Source organism: Anaerotardibacter muris, from assembly GCF_943192915.1.
Lineage (GTDB): Bacteria > Actinomycetota > Coriobacteriia > Coriobacteriales > Eggerthellaceae > Anaerotardibacter > Anaerotardibacter muris.
On the sequence record NZ_CALPCD010000003.1, the window covers coordinates 160,847 to 180,930 of the forward strand.

Below are 20,084 nucleotides of genomic sequence, written 5' to 3' on the forward strand. Positions count from 1 at the left end.
ACGCGAACGCGATCATCGCGGAGCGCGCCAAACTATCTTGCGCACATCATGCAGTGCATCGAGATTCGCATAGCGTTTAAGCTGTTCAAGGCTCATTGGCTCACGTTCAGGAATGATCCCGCCTAAATACGCCAGGTAACCCAGAATATCTCGCGGACCCATACCGAGCTGTTCGATCAAATGCTCGAGCGATGCGTCTTCATTGCGTTTCGAAAGCTTGCGGCCCTCTTCATCAACGAAGAGAGGAACGTGACCGTATTCAGGTGTTCCAAATCCTAAGAGCCGCTGCAGGTATATCTGTTTGGGAGTCGAGGTGAGCAGATCAACGCCACGGACCACAGATGTTACCCCCGTTGCCGCATCATCTACTACCACTGCGAGCTGATATGCGAACACCCCATCACTGCGACGCACGATGAAGTCTCCCGCACAACAAGGCAGATCATAATCCCGCTCCCCCTGGAAGCGATCATCAAAAGAAATAACGCCTGCATCCTTAACATCGAGACGTAAAGCAGGATCGCGCGTGAGCGCTCGCTCCGCACGTTCGGAGGCACTCAGATGTTTACAGGTATTCTGATAGATGAATTCCTCGCCTCTGTGTGGCGCACGGGCGCTGTGAAGGTCTGCGCGCGAACAGAAACATGGGTAGACCAACCCCTGATCCTCAAGCGATCCGAGTGCTGCCGCATATGCCTGTTGGCGCTGTGCGGCGCTCTGATAGAGCACCTCCCCTACCCATTCGAATCCGAACCAGTCCAGATCGCGCATCACTGCATCCACGAATCGCTGCTTGGACCGATCGGGATCAAGATCCTCGATGCGCAAGATCATCTTGTCAGCCACCAAAGCAGCGATCATGCTCGAGAAGATATTTCCCACATGAAAACGTCCTGACGGGCTGGGCGCAAAGCGGCCGACCAGTACAGGACGTTCATTGTTCGATCCAGAGCTCATGATGTTATGCGCATCTGCGCGAAATAGCTATTTACGAAGGTCGGTAACGTGCTTGGTCTTACCAAAGCTGCGTTCGATACCACCTGGCTCGATCAACTTGACATCAGAGGAAACGAGCATCGAATCCTTGAGCGTTGATTGGATATGCTTGCGGAACTTATCCATCTCTTCAAAAGAATCAGTGAATGCTTCTGGCAGCAGTTCGACCATGATGGTCATATGATCAAGGCCCGATTCGTTATCCACTTCGATACGATAATGCGGGCTCACGCCTTCGATACCCGCCAGAATGTCTTCGACCTGGGAAGGAAATACATTCGTACCGCGAATGATGAGCATATCGTCTGTGCGCGTACGCACCTTCTTCATGCGCGCATGAGTGCGGCCACAGGCACAAGGTTCGGTCGTTACATAGCTCAGGTCGTGCGTGCGATAACGGAGCACTGGAAACGCCTGCTTATCGAGCGGGGTGAGCACCAGTTCGCCAGGTACACCCTCTGGCAGCGGCTCGCCCGTTTCAGGGTCGACGATCTCCCACAAGAAGTGATCTTCTGCGATATGCTGCATATCGCGTGAAGCCAAGCATTCACCTGAAACACCAGGACCCATCACTTCGGTAAGGCCATAGTTATCGGTACAGGTGATATGCATACGGCTCTCAAGCTCTTCCTTCAGCGCAGGCGGACACGGCTCACCGCCGAACAGACCCACGCGCAAGCTAGAGTTCTCCCAGTCAAAGCCGTGCTTTTCGCCATATTCGCACATATGCATGGCATAAGACGGTGTCGCGATCAACACCGTTGTCTGATAATCGTTGATCATCATCAGGTGACGCTCCGTATTGCCTGATCCCGCTGGCACCACCATGCAACCCAGATGCTCGCAGCCATAGTGCAAGCCAAAGCCACCCGTGAACATGCCATAACCAAAGGCCATCTGCACGCGGTCAGACGGAACAACGCCCGCCATCTGAGCTAAGCGCGCGATACAGTCGCGCCAAACATCAAGGTCATGCTCGTTATAACCAACAACGATCGGCTTTCCCGTAGTACCAGATGAAGCATGAAGGCGCACCACATCGTCCATAGGGATCGCAAAGAGCCCAAAAGGATAAGTATCGCGCAACACCGACTTGTCAGTAAAGGGCAGCTTGCGAATATCATCGAGCGTCTGGATATCGCCAGGCACCACGCCCATTTCGTCCATCTTCTCGCGATACCACGGTACGCGTTCGTAGGTCCACGCAACCTGATCCTTCAGCTTGCGAAGCTGCAACGCACGGATCTCATCGCGAGACATGGTCTCGATCTCGGGTTGGTACATCGGGGTCTTTATAGCATCGTTCATGAGTTCACGATTCCTTCGATACGGATCCTAAGAAGAGAAGTCGACCTGAGAGACCAGTTCGACAGGCTGATTGACAAGGGCAGATTCCGCTTTCACAACATCGTCCACACCTATCGCGATATACGTGGATATGAGCGAATAGCTATACTTCACGTTCATGTCCTGTTTTGCGATAACATCGAAGACGCGCGCTAGCTCGCCAGGAACGTCCATGAGCTTCAAGCACAGCACATCGGTCTGCTTGACCGCTGCGCCCATGCCTTCGAGCACGGTAAAAGCCCGTTCAGGCTTGTCCACCACGAAGCGCGCGATGCCGTAATCTCCCGTATCAGAGAGCGCATAGCCTTTCACGCTGATGTCATTCTCTACGAACGCATCTAAGATGCGCTTCAAGTGCCCGACTTTGCTCTCGATGAAAACACTCAGTTGCTGAACAGCCATGTTCTACTCTCCTTGCGCATATGCTACACCCAGGCGGAATGCCTCGATGTTGATATCGATGGTCTTGGGAGGCACGTTCTCACGGATGACGTCTTCCCAGATCTTGAATTCGAATGGCAGGCTTGGGGCAAGCGCTCCTAGCAATACCACATTCGCACATTTCGCGGTGCCCGCTTCACGGGCGAGCGCGCCAGCTGGGATGAGAGTAGCCCCCATCTCCACCAAGCGCTCGCGCGCATGAGCTGGCATCGACGCCTTGCCTGTAAGAACGGGCAGCGGCTTGATCTCTTCGTCATTCACCACCAGCACACCATCTTCCGCAAGGAAAGCCAGATTGCGCAGTGCTTCTGTTATCTCGAAAGATACGATGTTGTTCGCACAGCCTTCATCGCAGACCATGGTGGATACTTTGTCTCCGAACCGAACCACTGTGGTGACCGCGCCACCTCGCTGAGCCATACCGTGGATCTCGGAGACCTTGCAGCATTTGCCAGCAGCGCTCGCAACACGCGCGAGCAGATCGGCTGCCGTGATGGTGCCCTGTCCGCCAACACCACAGAGAAGGATGGTATAGGTTTGAGATTCTGACATGAACATTCCCCCTATGCCTGCTCAATAGCGCCGAAAGCGCAGTACTGTTCACACTGCCCGCAGCCATTGCACAGCTCGGGATCGATAGAAGTGAAACCACTTTCGCGATCGGTCGAGATGGCAGGGCAACCAAGCGATACGCATACACCGCATGCACGACATTTCTCATTCACGAAATATGTTGGCTCCTTTTCCTTGCTCAGCAATACGCATGGTGACTGGAAGATGATCACATCAAGCTCATCGCGGCTGACCGCTTCTTTGAGCGTAGCGCGCACTGCTTTCATATCAAGCGGATCGACCACGCTCACATGATCGACACCAAGCGCTTCAAGGATCGCAGGCAGGTTCAACTCAGTGCTCTCTCGATCCTGCAAGGTGATCCCGTTGAAGGGGTTACCCTGCTGGCCGGTCATAGCGGTGGTGCGATTATCGAGGATGCAGATCGTGCCAGCACCACGGTTGTAGACCGTATTCACCAAGCTCGAAAGACCCGAATGCGCGAAGGTCGAATCGCCGATGACTCCCACAACAGGACGATGTTCGCTGCCCGCGAGCGCCAACTCGAAACCGTGTGCCATAGAGACTGATGCACCCATATCGAGCGTCGTATCCATGGCTGATAACGGCGGCAGAGCCCCCAGGGTATAGCAACCGATATCGCCAGTAACGATAGCTTTCAAACGAGCAAGCTCCTTGAAGACCAAGCGATGTGGGCAGCCCGGGCACAGCGCTGGTGGACGACCAGGAACATCTTGAGGAGTGTCACGATGAGGCGGCAGTGGTCTTCCTAAAGAGCGCAAGATGTCTTCAGGATGCACTTCCCCATCAGGTGGCAATGGCACCACGAATTCGTCCAGCGCCACACCACAAGCACGCACTGCGTCAGAAAGATAAGTCGAAGCTTCTTCGACGACGTAGACCTTGTCCACGCTTTGAGCGAAATCGCGCAAAGCTTGCGCAGGCAAGGGCCAGGTAACACCAAGCTTGAACACTGAAACATCAGGGCAAGCTTCTTTGATATGCTCATATACCGCACCCGCGCAGATGATACCGATAGAGTCATCTCCACGTTCGATACGATTGAACGGGCAAGTCTCTACCCATTGTTTCATCGCCTCAACACGTTTCACCACCACTTTGCGGCGCGGCTTCGCGAACGCAGGCATCATCACCCATTTCGCGGGATCGGTCTCATAAGGCTTTACAGGAACCGCTTCGCGCTGGCCAACTTCAACAGGAGTCTTCGTATGCGAGATGCGCACGGTCGAGCGGATCATGAACGGAACATCGAACTCTTCGGAAAGACCGTAAGCGGCTTTCGCAAGATCATAGGCTTCCTGAGAGTCGCTCGGTTCAAGGATGGGCACGAGCGAAGCCATGGCGTAGTAGCGGCTATCCTGCTCGTTCTGAGAGGAGAACATCCCTGGATCATCAGCTGCGAGCAACAGCAGGCCACCATTCACGCCCGTATAAGAAGCCGTGAAGAGCGGGTCTGCACATACGTTCACGCCCACATGCTTCATGGTCACAAGAACACGTGCGCCCGCTGCCGAAGCGCCCATGGCAACCTCGAGCGCGACCTTCTCATTCGGGCACCATTCAGCATACACATCAGGAAGCGTTGCGAAGGTCTCCATGGTCTCGGTCGAAGGCGTGCCCGGATAAGCCGTACCGATGTGGCAGCCTGCTTCCCAGGCGCCACGCGCGATAGCTTCATTACCCGATAAGAATTCCATATTCTATCCTTTGATCGATATGACGCAGCGGACCATGCAGCCCGCTCACTAGGTCGACGAATGGCATTGCCATCATTCAGAGAAGCGAATGACGAAACAACCGATCTGCAGCAGATCTCCACTATGGAGGACCGCCTGTTTGACTGGCTGGTTATTGACCCAAACCCCATTGAACGAATCGCAGTCGTTGATCACCCACTCGCCATTGATCTTGGCAAGTTCTGCATGCACACGCGAGACGGTCATATCGTTGAGCATGACGCCGCACTTAGGAGAGCGACCCAGCTGCACTAGATCAGAATCGAGCTTGAAGACCAAACCCTCCTGCTTGCCATAGCACATGGTCAAAGTAGCCACTGAAGCATCTTCAGCAGCAGGCTTCGCCTCTTCAGGATCGACGGTTATCGCGGCGAACTGTTGGGTGGCCTCTTGGAAGTGGTATCCGCAAGCCGAACAGGTATCTCCATCATTGTTCGCTTCGTTCATGCAAATTGGACATTTCATGATCTATCCTCTTACTTCATCGACTCTCTATCGAGCTGCATCTGCACCATAGATGATGGGCATCGTGGCGACCACTTCACTAGCAGCCTCCGATGCTCCTCCCGTGAGCCTGCTCCACCAAATGCCGATACCTTCGAAGAAATTCGGACCCGCACAGTCTTCAGCAGCCACCAGATCCATCGTCTTGATGATCTCGTTGTTCTGATAGAAGTTTACCGTACCGACCTTGTCTCCCACGCGCACGCTCGAGGTAACGTCATCAAAAATGACCTCTTGGCTCACATTTCCCTCATATCGGAACACTTCTACGGTCTCTTCAGGGTTCGCAAGCGTTGCGCGGAAGGTGGTATCGGTCCATCCTTTGTGGCTCACATGCGCCACCACAGGCGCTTCTACCTGGTTGCCATTGAGCATGCACGTTACCACTTCATCAGAGGTGACGAGCGGCACATCGACCGTGTTGTTATAGACCCAATCCCAGAGCGCTTGGCAGTCAGCAAAACGCTGTGATTCGGTCGTAGAATCGAGCACGATCGCATAGAGCGTCACGCCATCGCGTTCGCATGCGCCCGCAAAGCACTCCCCCGCCATCTCGGTGAAACCAGTCTTGATGCCACAGGCTCCTTCATAGTTTCCCAGCAGCACATCGGTCGATTCAAGTTCGATGTCGATCCACTCACCATCGCGCTGAACAGGGATCTTGGTCTTGGCTGTAGCGACGGTCTGACGGAACAGTTCGTTTTCCATGGCGGCACGCGACATGGTCGATACATTCTGCGCACTGCAATGCATATCCCCTGAATATTGATCATAGTCAAGTCCGTGCGGATTGCTGAAACGCGCGTCGTTCATGCCAAGGCTGAGCGCTTTCTTGTTCATGGCGTAGACGAATGCATCGTAACCATTTTGCGGCATCTCGTCTTCAGGGATGCTCGCATCGCGTTGGAGCTCTTCGAGGATGCGTCCACCCAGCGATTCCGCAATAGCTTGAGCAGCATCATTTCCCGAGCAGATCATCATCGCTTTGATAGCAGACTCGAGCGAAAGCTTGTCGCCCGCCTTGAGCATAGCGGATGATTCACCGATCGAAGCAGCTGCCTGGCTCACCTCTATCTCAGTCTGCGAAGGGTCTCCTCCGTATTCGAGCGCGACCACGGCGGTCATGATCTTCGTAATGGAAGCGATGTGAACCTGCTCGTAGGGGTTTCGCGCGAAATAAGTAGTGCCATCGCTCGAGATAAGGTAGGCATATTCGGCAGCGATATTCGGTGCCTGAGAAGCTGTGAATCCTTGGGCTTCGATGGTCTGACCGAGCACTACGTCAGAATTGCGCACCTCAGCTTGCGCCGCAGCAGGCAGCACGCATAGGCTCACGATAAACGCAAATACGCAAGCAAGGATGCCTGCGTATCGTGCGCGTGTATTCATGGGATGTTCTCGACTAGTCAACAAGGTACACATCTTCTGGTTTGCAAACCTCGAATCCTTCAGCTGCAAGCTTCACATCAAGAGCAGGATCGTTGACCTTTAGGATATCGATAGCGTGATCGCCCACGATGAAGCAGTGAGCGTATTCCACGTTCACATCTTTACTATCGAGATAGTCGAAGAGCTTAGAAAGCGCGCCGGGGACGTTATCGACCTTCACCGCGACCACATCGACCAAACGAGCCTGGTAGCCTTCATCTTTCAAGATCTTGCAAGCTTTCTCTGGCGTATCGCAGAAGATGCGCAAGATACCGAAATCCTTAGTATCGGCCAGGAACATCGCTTGCATATTGATATCTGCACTGGCAATAGTACGCACTGCAGAGGCTAGATGGCCTTCACGATTCTCAAGGAATACCGTCAATTGGGAAATCATTATTTCAGCCCTTCTCTTAGGTCGATGATACGCTTCGCCTTACCTTCGGATCGCTCGATGGTCTTCGGTTCAACGATCTTGACATCAACTGCGATCTGCAGGTTATCCTTCAGTGCCTTCTCAAGATCCTTCTTCAGCTGCTGCAAACGTGCTACCTCATCGAAGGGGAAATCGGGCACGGTCTCCACCTGCAGTTCAACATGGTCGAGCGCGCCACGAGTAGTAAGGATGAGCTGGTACTGCGAAACGATCTCGGGGAAAGAAACGATCTCTTCTTCGATCTGGGACGGGAACACATTCACGCCACGCAAGATCATCATGTCATCGGTACGACCAGTGATACGGTCCATACGTCGGAAGGTACGACCGCATTCGCACTGACCCGTGATGATGCGCGAGATATCGCGCGTACGATAACGGATGAGCGGCGAACATTCTTTGGAAAGCGTGGTGAAGACCACTTCGCCCCATTGGCCATCTGGAACTGGCTCGAGCGTTTGCGGATCGACGACCTCGATGATGAAATGATCCTCGCATACATGCAGACCATCCTGCATCTGGCATTCGCACGCAACACCAGGACCCATGACCTCGGATAGACCATAGATATCGAACACCTGGATGCCCAGCTTGTCCTGGATCTCGGAACGCATGGCTTCTGAGCAAGGTTCTGCGCCTAAGATGCCTGCGTGGATATGGAAGTCCTTAGCAGGATCGAATCCTTCTTCGATGGCAACATCGGCGATATTGAGCGCATAGGAAGGGGTACAAGCGAGCACATCGACCTTGAAATCGTGCATCAGTCGCACCTGACGCTTAGTGTTACCGCTCGACATAGGAAGAACGGTAAGACCACCCCTTTCTCCACCCTGATGGGCGCCCAGACCACCCGTGAACAGGCCATAACCATAAGCCACCTGAACGATAGCATCTGGGCCGCAATCGGCAGCATAGAGGAAGCGTGCGAAGCAGTCGCCCCACACCTCCAGGTCCTTAGCGGTATAACCGACCACCGTTGCGGTGCCCGTGGTTCCCGATGAGCAGTGGATACGCGCAACTTCGGATTGCGGCACTGCGAACATCTTGAACGGATAAGCATCACGAAGGTCTTGCTTGGTGGTGAACGGCAGCTTCACAAGATCGCTCAAGCTCTTGATGTCTTCTGGCTTCACGCCTGCTTTGTCGAAGGCTTCTTTGTAGAATGGGATGCGTTCATAGACGTATCCCACAAGATGCTGCAAACGATCCAACTGAAGCTGATCGAGCTCCTCGCGCGGCATCGTTTCTAATTCAGGCTGATAGAACACGCGTTTCTTCCTCTCCCCTTGGCGACATGCACCATAGCATGTCTTTGATACGTATGGCCCTACTGTGCGGACCCTTGAACGATGACCTTATTGTTCGGTCGATAGTTTGAATTGAATTCTTTCTCTCGAATTATATTGCCATATCGGTCCTTAACGGTACGGACAATTGTTATCGAACGCCCATCGGTGCCTTGAGTCTCGACGAATTCCTTACCCACGGGCCAATCGGAATCCTGACGGATCACGGTCTTGAATGGTTCACCAGCTTGCCATTCGCCATACGTAGTGGTCACCTCATATCCAGGATCGGTTCCATACAGCGTCGCAGTGACCGACGAATTCGTATACGACATCACGAGCAGCACGTCAGAATCGGTATCGTTTGACCAGATCAGATCCATATCAGGGTACGCGATAGCCGCATCACGTCCTTCAGGATAGCTCGCAATGTAGAGCGAGTGATTATAGCGCTTCTCGATCGGATATCCTGCTTCGTAGACCGCATTGAACACTGTTGTGGCCACCTGGCAAATGCCGCCACCGATCGCATCGGAGTATTCTCCACTCACGATGGCGCCTGCATCTTGATATCCCTTATCAGCAGTGGTCTCGCCTGAAAGCGCCAAGAATGACCAACTCTCCCCTGCTTTGCAGATCGAATCATCGAGCGCATCGGCCGCTACATGGATGTTGTTGTTTCGTGCACTAGCCCCCGATGCATACTGCGTGGTAAAAGAGGATATCTGTACGACAAGACCATAGTCACGCGCTTCGTCGAAGGTCATGCGATCAGGTATCTCAGCAGATGTGATATCCGTCGTAGGAGCCGCACTGCGACCATGCTCTGTGAAGAATGTTCGATTGAGTTCGGATATCGCAAGGCGAACCTGAGGAACCGTGCCTGTTGCGTTGGTGTTCACCATGATGGTTCCGTCATCATTGGTGAACTGCACGGTATAGTTGGAACCCGTGAACGTGAAATCGAAGCCAGCGATGATAGCCTTGTTCGCTTTGGTCTCGTCGAAGAGCGGAGTGAGCGCATAGCCATTTCCATCCTCCTGGACCTCGGTATAGGTCCAGTCAGCGAGCGTAGCCGCATCCGCAAACCACTGAGCGTCATCATATTGGAAGAGCGCCCCAGTAGGCAAAGACGCATCGATCAGAGATGCAGTATGCTGAGCCGCGGCTTCATCGATCTGCACAGGCACATCTTCCATGCTCACGATGAAACGCGATTCACCTTCTTTGTCCAAGAAGCCTTCGTTGAGGTGATCGGTCAACCATTCTTGAGGCACTTCATAGCCGTCATGACCCTGAGTGACGGATGCTCGTCCATCCTTCATCTCGACATCGAAGTTGACCATCTTCGTACCCAATGCCGCGATGATCTCGTTGCGCAATTCGTCAAAGGATGTCGCATTGAAGGTGCATTCAGGTTCGATATCGATGCCTGAGGCCTGTGCTTGAAGACGACCGAATAGCCAGCCATCATTGCGTCCCACCTGGTAAGCCATCTCGGCGTACATCGCCGAATCGAAGGTGGCGCCGATATGCTGAGCATTCACGGTCCACCGATCGCGAGAGGCAAGCGATTCTTCATAGCTGATCTGCTCTTCGAGCGTATCGCGCTCTTCACTGTGAGCCTGAGCATCAGAAGCCACCTGTTCATTGGCGCAAAAGACGATCGTGTTGCCCGAAACGCGTGGCTCATATTCTTGAGCGATCAGGGCTGTTGCCTCATCGACGGTCTTGCCTGAAAGGTCGATATCACCCACGCTCACACCTTGGTAGATGCGATTCATGTTAGCGAGCGCATCGACCGAACCTACCAGCACCACCACGATGACCAGCGCAAGTGCCACAGAGACCGCTTTGCTCTTATGCCACAACCAAGCGCACGCATGTCCGATGCCTCGCGCTGCTCTTGCTGCCTTCGAAGGCTCATCGCCCTGCTGCTTATAACCTTGCGATGGGTTCTTCAGCACGTTGGCAGGGATACCACCTGTGTGCGTTGGGCTGCTATCACGAGCAGCTCGCCGTGAGCGCGATGCAGTATCAGTTCGTCCTGCTTGATCGCTTCGAGCTCTTGTTCGCGAAACTTGGCTGCGAGTGCGCTGGGCATCAGAAGGATCAATCGTATTGCGACGAGCACGAGCTGAGCTGGTCGCAGAGACAGTGTCGCGGCGCGTAGTGCGCTGTGATGCAGCAGATCGTTGTGCACCAGAACGCGTCGACCGCGATGCACGTGATGTACGTGATGTACGAATTGGATCGTTCGTCGCACTAGAACGTGCTCGTGAAGAGCTCCCATGAACGCTTCTCGTACGCTCAAGATCCTTTTGTGATGCTGCATCCGCGCTGCGACGAGAGGCGACTCGACGAGTGCCTGCAGGGCGGTCTGAAACATTGCCTGATCGACCAACACGCGATGCCTGAGCCTTACGCCCAGAGCCTGCCTGAGATGCGCTACGAGCCTGATTCGATCCTTGCCGCTTTCCCATGCGATCGCGACCGCCGCGGGCGTTAGATTCGTTCCTAGCCATGCTCTTGTCCGCTAGCTTCCTGCTTACGAGCTCGCTTCACACCCTGAAGCCCTTTGCCGATGTAATAAGACGTGGTGAAGATGTTCAAGATGATGCCCGCATAAGCGAACCAGAAACCCCAAGAGTAGAGTTCTGCTGAAAAACCTGGCAACCAAGGAAGATCGCAAACGCCAAGACCAGGCAACAAGGGGAAATTGAGCAAGATGCCTGCAAAACCTATATAGAGCAGTGTTGTGGCAACCTTGCCAAGATAGATGACCGGAACACGCACCTTATAGCGCTCCAAGATATAAGCGCCACCCACGAGCAAGATAAGATCGCGGATGAGCACGAAGAGGATGATCCACAAAGGCAAGCGCCCGATGAAAAAAAGGCCCGCTACACCCGAGATCATCAGAAGGCGATCAACAGCAGGATCGAGAAGCTGCCCTAAGCGCGATACTTGATTGGTACGACGTGCCACCTGACCGTCTACCCAGTCGGTCGATGCTGCAATAGCGAAGACGAGCGTGGCAGCCAAATTGAAGTCGTTGAAGAGAAGGACCAAGAATACGGGGATCATGAGCAGACGAATGAATGACAACACGTTCGGAAGCGTGAAGATCTTATTCGAAACTTCATACGTCTCGTGCGTTGACATTATCCCTCCTCAGTGAGCAAAATCGGGCCCGTAGGCCCGATGCTGGAAACGATTGCGTGCTGGAAGCCTGTTATTCCGCTTTATCTGCGGCTTCTTGCTTCGCCTTCTCACGCGCCGCCTTTGCTTCCATGGCTGCTTTAATTCTAGCAGCTCGCTCTTCTTCTTTACGCGCCATCTCAGCTTTTTCTTCTTCGGTCGGCTCGGGCTTCGTAGTGATCGAAACGACCTTCGAAGTGGCTGGCTTGCGGTAATCGGGCATCATGGTCAAGCAATTCTGCGGGCACTCACGCACACAGGTGCGGCATTGGATGCAATCGAACGGGTCGATCGTCCATGATTCTGCCGCTTTATCGACCTCGATGCAGCCTGTCGGGCAACGCTTCGCACAAATACCACAAAGCGTGCATTCGATGATATCGTTTTCGATATGGCCCTTCAGATCATCCACGGACGGCCGCGTCTCATAGGGATAACGCAGTGTCTCTGGCTTCTTGAACAGGGACTTGAGGGTCATCTTTCCAAGCTTGAAATATCCCATGATCCTACCTTTCCGTGCAGCTGATGCAGGGATCGATAGTGAGTACGATCATATTCACATCGGCCAAATCGCAGCCCTTGAGCGCCATGGTCATACCCGCGATGTTCTGGGTGGTTGGGGTGCGGATGCGCATGCGTTCAAGATTCTTGGTACCGTTACCAGAGCAATAGTAATAAACTTCACCGCGAGGCTGCTCGAGGATGCTGCATGCTTCGCTGCCTGCAGCAGGAGCACCCTTCACGGGAACATAGAAATCACCATCAGGGATCTTATCGATGAGCTCTTCGATGATGCTGATGGACTGGAGCACCTCTTCAGCGCGGACCTGAACACGTCCGTAGCAGTCGCCATCGGTCGAAAGGATCGGTTGGAAATCAGCCAGGTCACCGTAGGCACCCAAGCCCAAGCAACGAACGTCGTTATTCAGATTGCTCGCGCGCGCAAAGGGACCGACCATGCCATACTGGACAGCATCTTCAGGCGAGATATACCCAACGCCCACCAGGCGATTCTTCACTGAAGTGTCCTTCAAGAATGCATTGCAGATCTCTTGATATTCCTTCTTGATGCTGTTGAGCTTATCTTTGATAGCTTGCAGCATGGGGGCATCGATATCCTTGGTAACGCCACCGATGAGCGTATAAGACAAGATGACGCGCCCGCCAGCGACCGCCTCGAAGATGTCGAGGATGCGCTCGCGTAAGCGCCAGCAGTGCATGAACAGGCTCTCGAAGCCGAATGCATCGGCCGCAAGACCCATCCACAACAAGTGCGAATGGATACGTGAAAGCTCATGCATGATGGAGCGGAGATACTGCGCACGAGGCGGGATCTCAACGTCCATCAAGCGCTCAACGGTCTCTGCATAGCCATAGCTGTGACCGAATGCGCAGATGCCGCAAATACGCTCTGCAACATAGATGTACTGATGGATGTCGCGTGTCTCAACCAACTTCTCAAGACCGCGATGGATGAATCCGATCTGAGGAAGAACATCAACGACCGTTTCATCCTCGACCACAAGGTCAAGATGGAGCGGCTCGGGCAGTACAGGATGCTGCGGGCCGAATGGAAGCACTTGCGCTTTACCCATGTTCTACTCCCCTTCCTCTTTCGTCTTGGTATCTTCCGACGCCTCAGTGCTCACCGCTTCAGCGGCTGACTTCGCTTCGGTATCTTCTTTAGCTGCTTCATTCGTATCTTTGGCAGCTGCCTCCTTGGCGGCTTTCGCTTCCTTAGCAGCCTTTGCTGCTTTAGCCTTAGCGATCTTAGCAGCCTTTTCGCGAGCAGCAAGCTGTTCAGGCGAAACGATAGTCATAGGCGCTTCAACACCTTCAGCGAAACGATAGAAAGCACCCTGAAAATCGATGAGATTACCCACGATGTTCACGCCGAACAGATCGTGCGCTTCGTTTTCGTTCACGAACACCGCGATGAACAGCGGAGTGAGCGAAGGGATCTCGGTCTCGCCCTTGATGACGCCTTCGATACGACGATTGATCACTTCGTTACCCTTGATGAAGGTGTAATAGAGCCAAATGGTGTCATCTTCTTTATGGATGGCCATCATCTGAGAAAGCTGATAGCCCTGCTCTTTGTATTTCTTAGCAGTATCGAAGAGCTCTTCGACCTTGATAGGGACAAAGGATTCATTCAGTTCCATGACTTACGCCCCTTTCTTCTCTGCTTTGAGCTTCTTGGATTTCTCTTCCAAGATGCCGATACCTTCGACCACCGCGTCGATGATGGCCTCAGGACGGATAGCGCAACCTGGCGCATAGACATCGACAGGGATGGCCTTATCCACGCCGCCGATGATGTTGTAACAGTCTTTGAAGATACCCGCTGTACAGGCGCAAACACCGCATGCAACGACCACCTTCGGCTCGACCATCTGGTCGTAGATCTCGCGCACAACATCGATATTGCGCTCGTTGATACCACCAGTGACCAAGAAGATATCGGCATGCTTGGGGTTGCCCGTATTCACGATGCCGAAGCGCTCGACATCATAGAGCGGCGTAAGAGCCGCGAGGACTTCGATATCGCACCCATTACAGCTCGAGCCGTCGTAATGGATGATCCAAGGAGATTTAGAAACAGAAGACATGTTCCCTCCTTACAGGAATGCGAGCACGGTGATGTTGATGCCACCCAAGACCAACGTGATGATCCAAGTTGACTTCAGCACCAACTGCCACTTAACACGAGCAAAGTTGTTATCGATCCAGATCTCAAACAAGTAGATGAGGATGAAAGCAACGATAGCAATCGCAATGGAGATGGGATTGCCCCAAATGAAGAACATGACGACCCAGCCCATGTACAGGATGTTCTCACACCAGTGCATCACTTCGATCTGAGCGAGCGTCTTGCCAGACATTTCGGTAGTTACACCTTTTACCAGTTCTTGATGTGCATGATGTGAATATGAGAGATCAAATGGAGATTTCCTCAATTTAATCGTAAGTATGTAGAGCATTCCTAAAAAGATTCCCCACAAGCTGAACAAGATAGGCTGATCGAGGAACGGCAAGACCGACAGGTCGAAGCTGCCCGTAGCCATGAACAGACCCACCGCCAACAAGAGCACCATCGGTTCATAGGCCATGATCTGCAGCGTTTCACGATGAGCGCCAGCTTCGGAAAAGGGTGAACGTGAAGCATACGCTGCCATGACGAACATGAGCTCAGCGAGCGTGATGACGAACACGCACAGTAAGAAGTTGCCGCCCGAGAAGAAGATGCCGCCTGCAATGAAGGTGAACACAAGAGCGCACACCACGTAGGTGCCGATCGTGCCATTGACCGCCACGTTGTCCTTCGCGATGAGCTTGCGCACATCGTAGAGAGGCTGAAGCAAGGGAGGACCTACCCTGCCCTGCATACGTGCGCTGATGATGCGGTCGAGACCAGAAAGAAGGCAGCCGGCCACGGTACCTACGATCGCAAAGATGACCGAAGCACCAAGCGTGATAAGGATCGAAATGAGCGTTTCCACGAATTGCCTCCTTTCCTAGAGCAAGATGGTCAGGCCCGCAGTGGACACAACAGCCCACACGAACGCGATGAGTATGAGGATATAACAGATGATCGTGCCAATGGGCGTGAGCTTCGCCTCTCCGAACCAGTCATCCATGTACCAGTTGCGCACCGTAGCCTCTTGGGGCTGCGAGAGCGAATTCAAGAACACGCGCGATTCGTTGTCGACCGAAACACCCGAAAGATAGACGCTAGCCTTCTTGGCCTTGGTCTTCTTACGAAGCACGCCGAACATCATCACTACCATGAACAGCACGATGATGGTTGACAGATAGAGATTCTCGTCACGGATAGGCTGGATGCTCATGCCTAATACGGACGCAACATACGGTTCGACCAGATAGTTCGAGATGACTGGGATGAGCGCACAGGCGAGCACCGCGAGCACCACCATGACCGCGTCAGCGAACCATTCGCTCTTGTGCACGGTGATCTCGACGTTGTCTGGCTCCCCAGCGATACCCGCAAGCTTACCGAGCCATTTCGCCCAGAACATGAAGGTTGCCGCAGAACCGAATGCTAACATGAGGATGAGCGCGATCTGGCGCGTACCGATGAGAGTGACGAGCGTTGCCCACTTCGCGATGAGCATACCGAATGGTGCGATGAACATGATCATGATGCCGAGCATCATCAAGCGCGCCAAACGAGGCATGCGTTCGAAGAGCGAGTCCATGTCCTCGATGTTACGCGAACCGATATGGTGCTCTGCCGTACCCACGCACAAGAAGAGCAAGCTCTTCGCAATAGCGTGGAAGATGACCAGGAAGATGGCCGCCCAGATAGCCTCTGCAGTGCCAACACCCGCGCATGCAGTGATAAGACCAAGATTAGCGATGGTCGAATACGCCAGAACACGTTTCGCATTGACCTGCGAAATGGCCAAGAACGAACAGAACAGGAACGTAAGGCCACCGACCAAGATGACGAAGATCGAAGGACCAAACGATACGGCATAGATCGGACCGCACTTGATGAGCATGAACACGCCCGCCTTCACCATGGTGGATGAATGCAAGAGCGCACTGGTTGGTGTTGGCGCGACCATAGCGCCGAGCAACCACGTATGGAAGGGCATCTGCGCAGCTTTGGTCATGCCCGCTAAGCTCAAACAGGTGAGCGGGAACACTACGAGCGCAGGCGCCAGTGTTCCGATAACGATGAAGTCGAGGAAGTCGACCGTGTTGAACTGCAGCGCCATATAGAACAGCGCCGCCAAGAACGCGATGCCGCCGACCATATTCATGATGATCTGCCTGAAAGCATTCGCGATAGCTTCTTCTGTTCGGGTGTAGCCGATGAGCAAGAAGGAACAGACCGTGGTGATCTCCCAACCCGCATAGAGCCAGATCATGTTATTGCAGAAGATGATCGCATACATAGCCGCAAGGAAGATGAACATCAACGCGAAGAAGCGCGGGCGACGGTCAGCCTCATGCTTGTGCTCTGCCTGGAAATCTTCCATATACCCGATGGAATAGATGCAGATACCAGAGCCGACCAAGCCGATGATAAGGGTCATGATGAGCGAGAGAGAATCGACATAAAGACCGCGCAGGCAGACGATATCGTGAGCGAAACCGAACTCGAAGACGAGCGTGCCCACCAACTGGATGGCAGCAAGAGCCAGAACCCACTTACGGCGATATTTGACGCTGTAGAAGATGACGACCGCACCAACGATGACGCTGATGGCGATCGAAGCCCAATCGATCACAGCAGAATCGAACATATAGTACGTTCCTGTTGTGCCGATGTTCATTGCAACCATCGCGATGGATGCGCCCATGATAACAAGGCTCGCGACCCACACGATGACATTTCTGACCTTGTCTTGCCTGAAGATGACGAGCAGCCCGGCAATGACAAGTGGAAACAGGATCAGAAACCCTATCATTTCCATGCCAGTTCCTCCTTTAATAGGAGCCGATACTAAAACGCGACCAATATAGTCGCATTTCACTGTATCGCTTTGTGTTCGATGCACTTTGCACGCATCGCTGTGAAGATATTATGCTCGGTAAGTGGGTTTGAGATTTCGCAGTTGAATGAGCCTGTTTCACGACGTGATGAACACGGGTCGATGTTGATAGGCACAGGTGACCTGAATGGGTGCTCCAGCTCGCTCGACCACCGCACGTAACGTTTCGACGGGGATACGGTAGGTATTATTGTTCTCTGAGATATGAAGTGCTACGACCGTCTCGAGCTTATCGGAGATGAGCGACTCAAGGGCAGCGGCGGCTTGCGCGTTGCTCAAATGCCCATGGTCAGAGCCAACACGCTCTTTGAGCATCAAAGGATAAGGCCCATTGCGCAACATCGCTTCATCATGGTTGCTCTCAAGCCCCAAGATACGAACATCGCGCAGTCCTTCGAGCGCTTCCGGGAGCAAAGTGCCCGTATCAGTGATGAAACCGAGCGCGTCGCCCCCGCTTTCGAAGCGAAAACCGAACGAGACCTCGGTATCATGCGAGGTGGGCAGGATCTTCACGCGAAGCGAACCAAGTTCGATGGTTTGACCAGCATCGATGCGGTTCAGATCGCTGATATCGAACGTCTTTTGCATCTCCCGCGCATGTTCATAGGTAAGCTCATGAGCATAGATGGGCGCTTCGATACCTTGCGAGCGCAATCCACGCATGATCACGCCAAGATTCTTCACGTGATCAGAGTGGCTGTGAGAGATGAGGATCGCTTTCAGATTCTTCAGATCGAATCCACCCTGCTCGCTGAAGTCGAACACATCACGCTTGCAGATCCCCGCATCGATGAGCACGCCATCGCCACTGACACGGTCGAACACCACCGCTGCATTGCCCTTGCTCCCACTGCCCAGTACGAGCAACTGCAAGCGGCGATCAATGTCTCCGCGTATGCGCGCAAGATCATTCGAAACGTTGTCCGTCGAAACTGAATGGTCGAGCGTCAAGCGCTGTTGATGAAGGCGCCGAGCCTCGACCTCTTTACGAGAGAGCGAAGATTCTTCAGGATCGAAAGTGCTCATGATCTATTTGTGATAGTAGCGGTGCAGTTCGTATTTAGGTTCGCATGATAGGTTCATACCAAGCTTCTTATAGAACTGCTCGTCGGTCTCGGAGATGATCACCGAGAAGAACGCATCGCAACCACGCAATTGATCGACGCATTCGAGCACCTGCTTAGCAACCTGGTTAGTAGCAGAACTGATGGCTAATGCGATGATGGTCTCATCGGAGTGCAAACGCGGATTGTTCGAATTCAGCACTGATGTCTTCAGCTCGCAAATAGGCTCGATGGCTTCGTCTGAGATGACATCCGCATCCAAGTCGATGCCTGCAAGCGCCTTGAGCGCATTGATGAGCGTGCAAGCTGCAGCGCCAAGGTTGGTAGAGGTCTTGCCAGTCACCACTTCCCCATTGGGCAACGTGATAGCACCGACAGGAGCGCCTGTGGTCTCCTCTTTGAGCAGCACAGCGCTGCGGGCCTTCAGGTCGTTCACGCTCACATCGGCCTGGTTCATGAGCAGTTCGCACTTGTCAACTTGATCTTGGCCCATACCCGTGCTCTTCACATCGTTAGCAGCCTGGAAGTAGCGGCGCACGATCTCTTTGCGTGCGGCCTCTTTGCAAGCTTCATCGTCTACGATGGCGAATCCAGCCATGTTGACGCCCATGTCGGTCGGCGATTGATAGGGGCAGCTTCCTGAGATGCGCTCCATCATAGCCTTGAGCACCGGAAATATCTCCACGTCGCGGTTATAGTTCACCGTGACCTTGTTATAAGCCTCGAGATGGAAGGGATCGATGACGTTCGCATCGTTCAGATCCAGCGTCGCAGCCTCATACGCGATGTTGACCGGGTGCTTGAGCGGCAAGTTCCACACAGGGAAGGTCTCGTACTTCGCATAACCCGCTTTCACACCGCGCTTGTTCTCATGGTAGAGCTGAGAGAGACACGTGGCCATCTTGCCCGAACCAGGACCAGGCGCGGTCACCACTACGAGCGGACGGGTGGTCTCGACATATTCGTTCTTTCCGTAGCCATCGTCGCTAACGATTCGCTCGATGTCGCTCGGGTAACCAGGAATGGGATAATGCAGGTATGACGTGATACCAAGCGAATTCAAGCGATGACGGAACGCATCGGCTGCTGGCTGACCAGAATATTGGGTGATGACGACCGAGCCAACATAGAAGCCCATGCCTTGCAGCACATCCATCAGGCGCAGCACATCTTCATCGTAGGTGATGCCCAGATCGCCGCGGATCTTGTTCTGCTCGATATCATTCGCATTGATCGCGATGATGATCTCGACCTCATCCATGAGGCTCTTGAGCATAGATATCTTCGCATCTGGCTTGAAGCCAGGGAGAACACGAGAAGCATGCAGGTCGTCAAAGAGCTTGCCACCGAATTCCAAATAGAGCTTGCCGCCGAATTGGTCGATGCGATTACGAATATGTTCAGCTTGCATAGAGATGTACTTGTCGTTATCGAACCCAACACGCATGAACATGACTCGCTTTCTCGCTACGATCGATGAGGCGCTCAACTGAATATCTATTTTGATCGCGGTGTTTTCATAGTAC

Annotated in this window: 20 protein-coding genes; 1 reads left to right on the forward strand and 19 read right to left on the reverse strand. The window is 53.5% G+C overall.

All coding sequences use genetic code 11. The annotated features are described in order from the left end of the window. Positions 1-12: 12 nt before the first annotated feature. From gluQRS to NFR25_RS03930, 10 genes are all read right to left on the reverse strand, one after another. The gene (gene gluQRS, locus NFR25_RS03885) at positions 13-957 is read right to left on the reverse strand and encodes a tRNA glutamyl-Q(34) synthetase GluQRS (RefSeq protein ID WP_275556936.1); all 945 of its coding nucleotides are present in this window, start codon (positions 955-957) and stop codon (positions 13-15) included. Positions 958-984: 27 nt separating this feature from the next. Continuing rightward, positions 985-2,304, reverse strand: coding sequence for a phenylacetate--CoA ligase family protein (locus NFR25_RS03890; RefSeq protein ID WP_251197936.1), 1,320 nt, complete (start codon positions 2,302-2,304; stop codon positions 985-987). A 27-nt stretch (positions 2,305-2,331) separates the two neighbouring features. Continuing rightward, positions 2,332-2,745 (reverse strand): amino acid-binding protein, encoded by a 414-nt coding sequence (locus NFR25_RS03895; RefSeq protein ID WP_251197937.1) that lies wholly within the window; start codon positions 2,743-2,745, stop codon positions 2,332-2,334. Between the two features lie 3 nt (positions 2,746-2,748). Beyond that, the gene (locus tag NFR25_RS03900) at positions 2,749-3,336 is read right to left on the reverse strand and encodes an indolepyruvate oxidoreductase subunit beta (protein ID WP_251197938.1); all 588 of its coding nucleotides are present in this window, start codon (positions 3,334-3,336) and stop codon (positions 2,749-2,751) included. 11 nt (positions 3,337-3,347) lie between these two features. Continuing rightward, positions 3,348-5,075, reverse strand: coding sequence for a thiamine pyrophosphate-dependent enzyme (locus NFR25_RS03905; protein ID WP_251197939.1), 1,728 nt, complete (start codon positions 5,073-5,075; stop codon positions 3,348-3,350). Between the two features lie 72 nt (positions 5,076-5,147). Beyond that, a complete protein-coding gene (locus tag NFR25_RS03910; protein ID WP_251197940.1) occupies positions 5,148-5,579 on the reverse strand; it encodes an FHA domain-containing protein in 432 nt (143 codons plus the stop codon). 27 nt (positions 5,580-5,606) lie between these two features. Further along, positions 5,607-7,007, reverse strand: a complete 1,401-nt coding sequence (locus NFR25_RS03915; RefSeq protein ID WP_251197941.1) for a D-alanyl-D-alanine carboxypeptidase family protein — start codon at positions 7,005-7,007, stop codon at positions 5,607-5,609. 13 nt (positions 7,008-7,020) lie between these two features. Further along, positions 7,021-7,443 (reverse strand): amino acid-binding protein, encoded by a 423-nt coding sequence (locus tag NFR25_RS03920; RefSeq protein ID WP_251197942.1) that lies wholly within the window; start codon positions 7,441-7,443, stop codon positions 7,021-7,023. Then, complete coding sequence (locus tag NFR25_RS03925; RefSeq protein WP_251197943.1) at positions 7,443-8,750, reverse strand: phenylacetate--CoA ligase family protein; 1,308 nt, start codon at positions 8,748-8,750, stop codon at positions 7,443-7,445. Before NFR25_RS03925 ends, NFR25_RS03920 begins: the two co-directional genes overlap by 1 nt. A gap of 59 nt (positions 8,751-8,809) precedes the next feature. Further along, positions 8,810-10,735, reverse strand: a complete 1,926-nt coding sequence (locus NFR25_RS03930) for a VanW family protein (protein WP_251197944.1) — start codon at positions 10,733-10,735, stop codon at positions 8,810-8,812. Positions 10,736-11,046: 311 nt separating this feature from the next. Between NFR25_RS03930 and NFR25_RS03935 the strand changes: the two genes are divergently transcribed. Next, entirely contained in the window at positions 11,047-11,277 is a 231-nt protein-coding gene (locus tag NFR25_RS03935) for a hypothetical protein (protein ID WP_251197945.1), read from the forward strand. A gap of 8 nt (positions 11,278-11,285) precedes the next feature. Here NFR25_RS03935 and NFR25_RS03940 read toward each other — a convergent pair whose 3' ends face one another. The 9 genes from NFR25_RS03940 to NFR25_RS03980 all read right to left on the reverse strand — a co-directional run bounded on the left by NFR25_RS03940 (position 11,286) and on the right by NFR25_RS03980 (position 20,005). Further along, positions 11,286-11,933 (reverse strand): CDP-alcohol phosphatidyltransferase family protein, encoded by a 648-nt coding sequence (locus NFR25_RS03940; protein WP_251197946.1) that lies wholly within the window; start codon positions 11,931-11,933, stop codon positions 11,286-11,288. Between the two features lie 70 nt (positions 11,934-12,003). Beyond that, positions 12,004-12,471 (reverse strand): 4Fe-4S dicluster domain-containing protein, encoded by a 468-nt coding sequence (locus tag NFR25_RS03945; protein WP_251197947.1) that lies wholly within the window; start codon positions 12,469-12,471, stop codon positions 12,004-12,006. A gap of 4 nt (positions 12,472-12,475) precedes the next feature. Next, positions 12,476-13,564, reverse strand: a complete 1,089-nt coding sequence (locus tag NFR25_RS03950) for a hydrogenase large subunit (RefSeq protein WP_251197948.1) — start codon at positions 13,562-13,564, stop codon at positions 12,476-12,478. A 3-nt stretch (positions 13,565-13,567) separates the two neighbouring features. Further along, on the reverse strand, positions 13,568-14,134 hold the full coding sequence (locus tag NFR25_RS03955) for an NADH-quinone oxidoreductase subunit C (protein WP_251197949.1): 567 nt from the start codon (positions 14,132-14,134) through the stop codon (positions 13,568-13,570). Positions 14,135-14,137: 3 nt separating this feature from the next. Continuing rightward, the gene (locus NFR25_RS03960; protein WP_251197950.1) at positions 14,138-14,581 is read right to left on the reverse strand and encodes an NADH-quinone oxidoreductase subunit B family protein; all 444 of its coding nucleotides are present in this window, start codon (positions 14,579-14,581) and stop codon (positions 14,138-14,140) included. 9 nt (positions 14,582-14,590) lie between these two features. Further along, positions 14,591-15,472, reverse strand: coding sequence for an NADH-quinone oxidoreductase subunit H (locus tag NFR25_RS03965; protein ID WP_251197951.1), 882 nt, complete (start codon positions 15,470-15,472; stop codon positions 14,591-14,593). Positions 15,473-15,487: 15 nt separating this feature from the next. After that, positions 15,488-17,416 (reverse strand): NADH-quinone oxidoreductase subunit 5 family protein, encoded by a 1,929-nt coding sequence (locus NFR25_RS03970; RefSeq protein ID WP_251197952.1) that lies wholly within the window; start codon positions 17,414-17,416, stop codon positions 15,488-15,490. Between the two features lie 156 nt (positions 17,417-17,572). Next, a complete protein-coding gene (locus NFR25_RS03975) occupies positions 17,573-18,520 on the reverse strand; it encodes an MBL fold metallo-hydrolase (RefSeq protein WP_251197953.1) in 948 nt (315 codons plus the stop codon). 3 nt (positions 18,521-18,523) lie between these two features. Next, positions 18,524-20,005 carry a DUF1846 domain-containing protein gene (locus NFR25_RS03980; RefSeq protein ID WP_251197954.1) on the reverse strand — a complete coding sequence of 494 codons (1,482 nt, stop codon included), beginning with the start codon at positions 20,003-20,005 and terminating at the stop codon, positions 18,524-18,526. Positions 20,006-20,084: the final 79 nt, after the last annotated feature.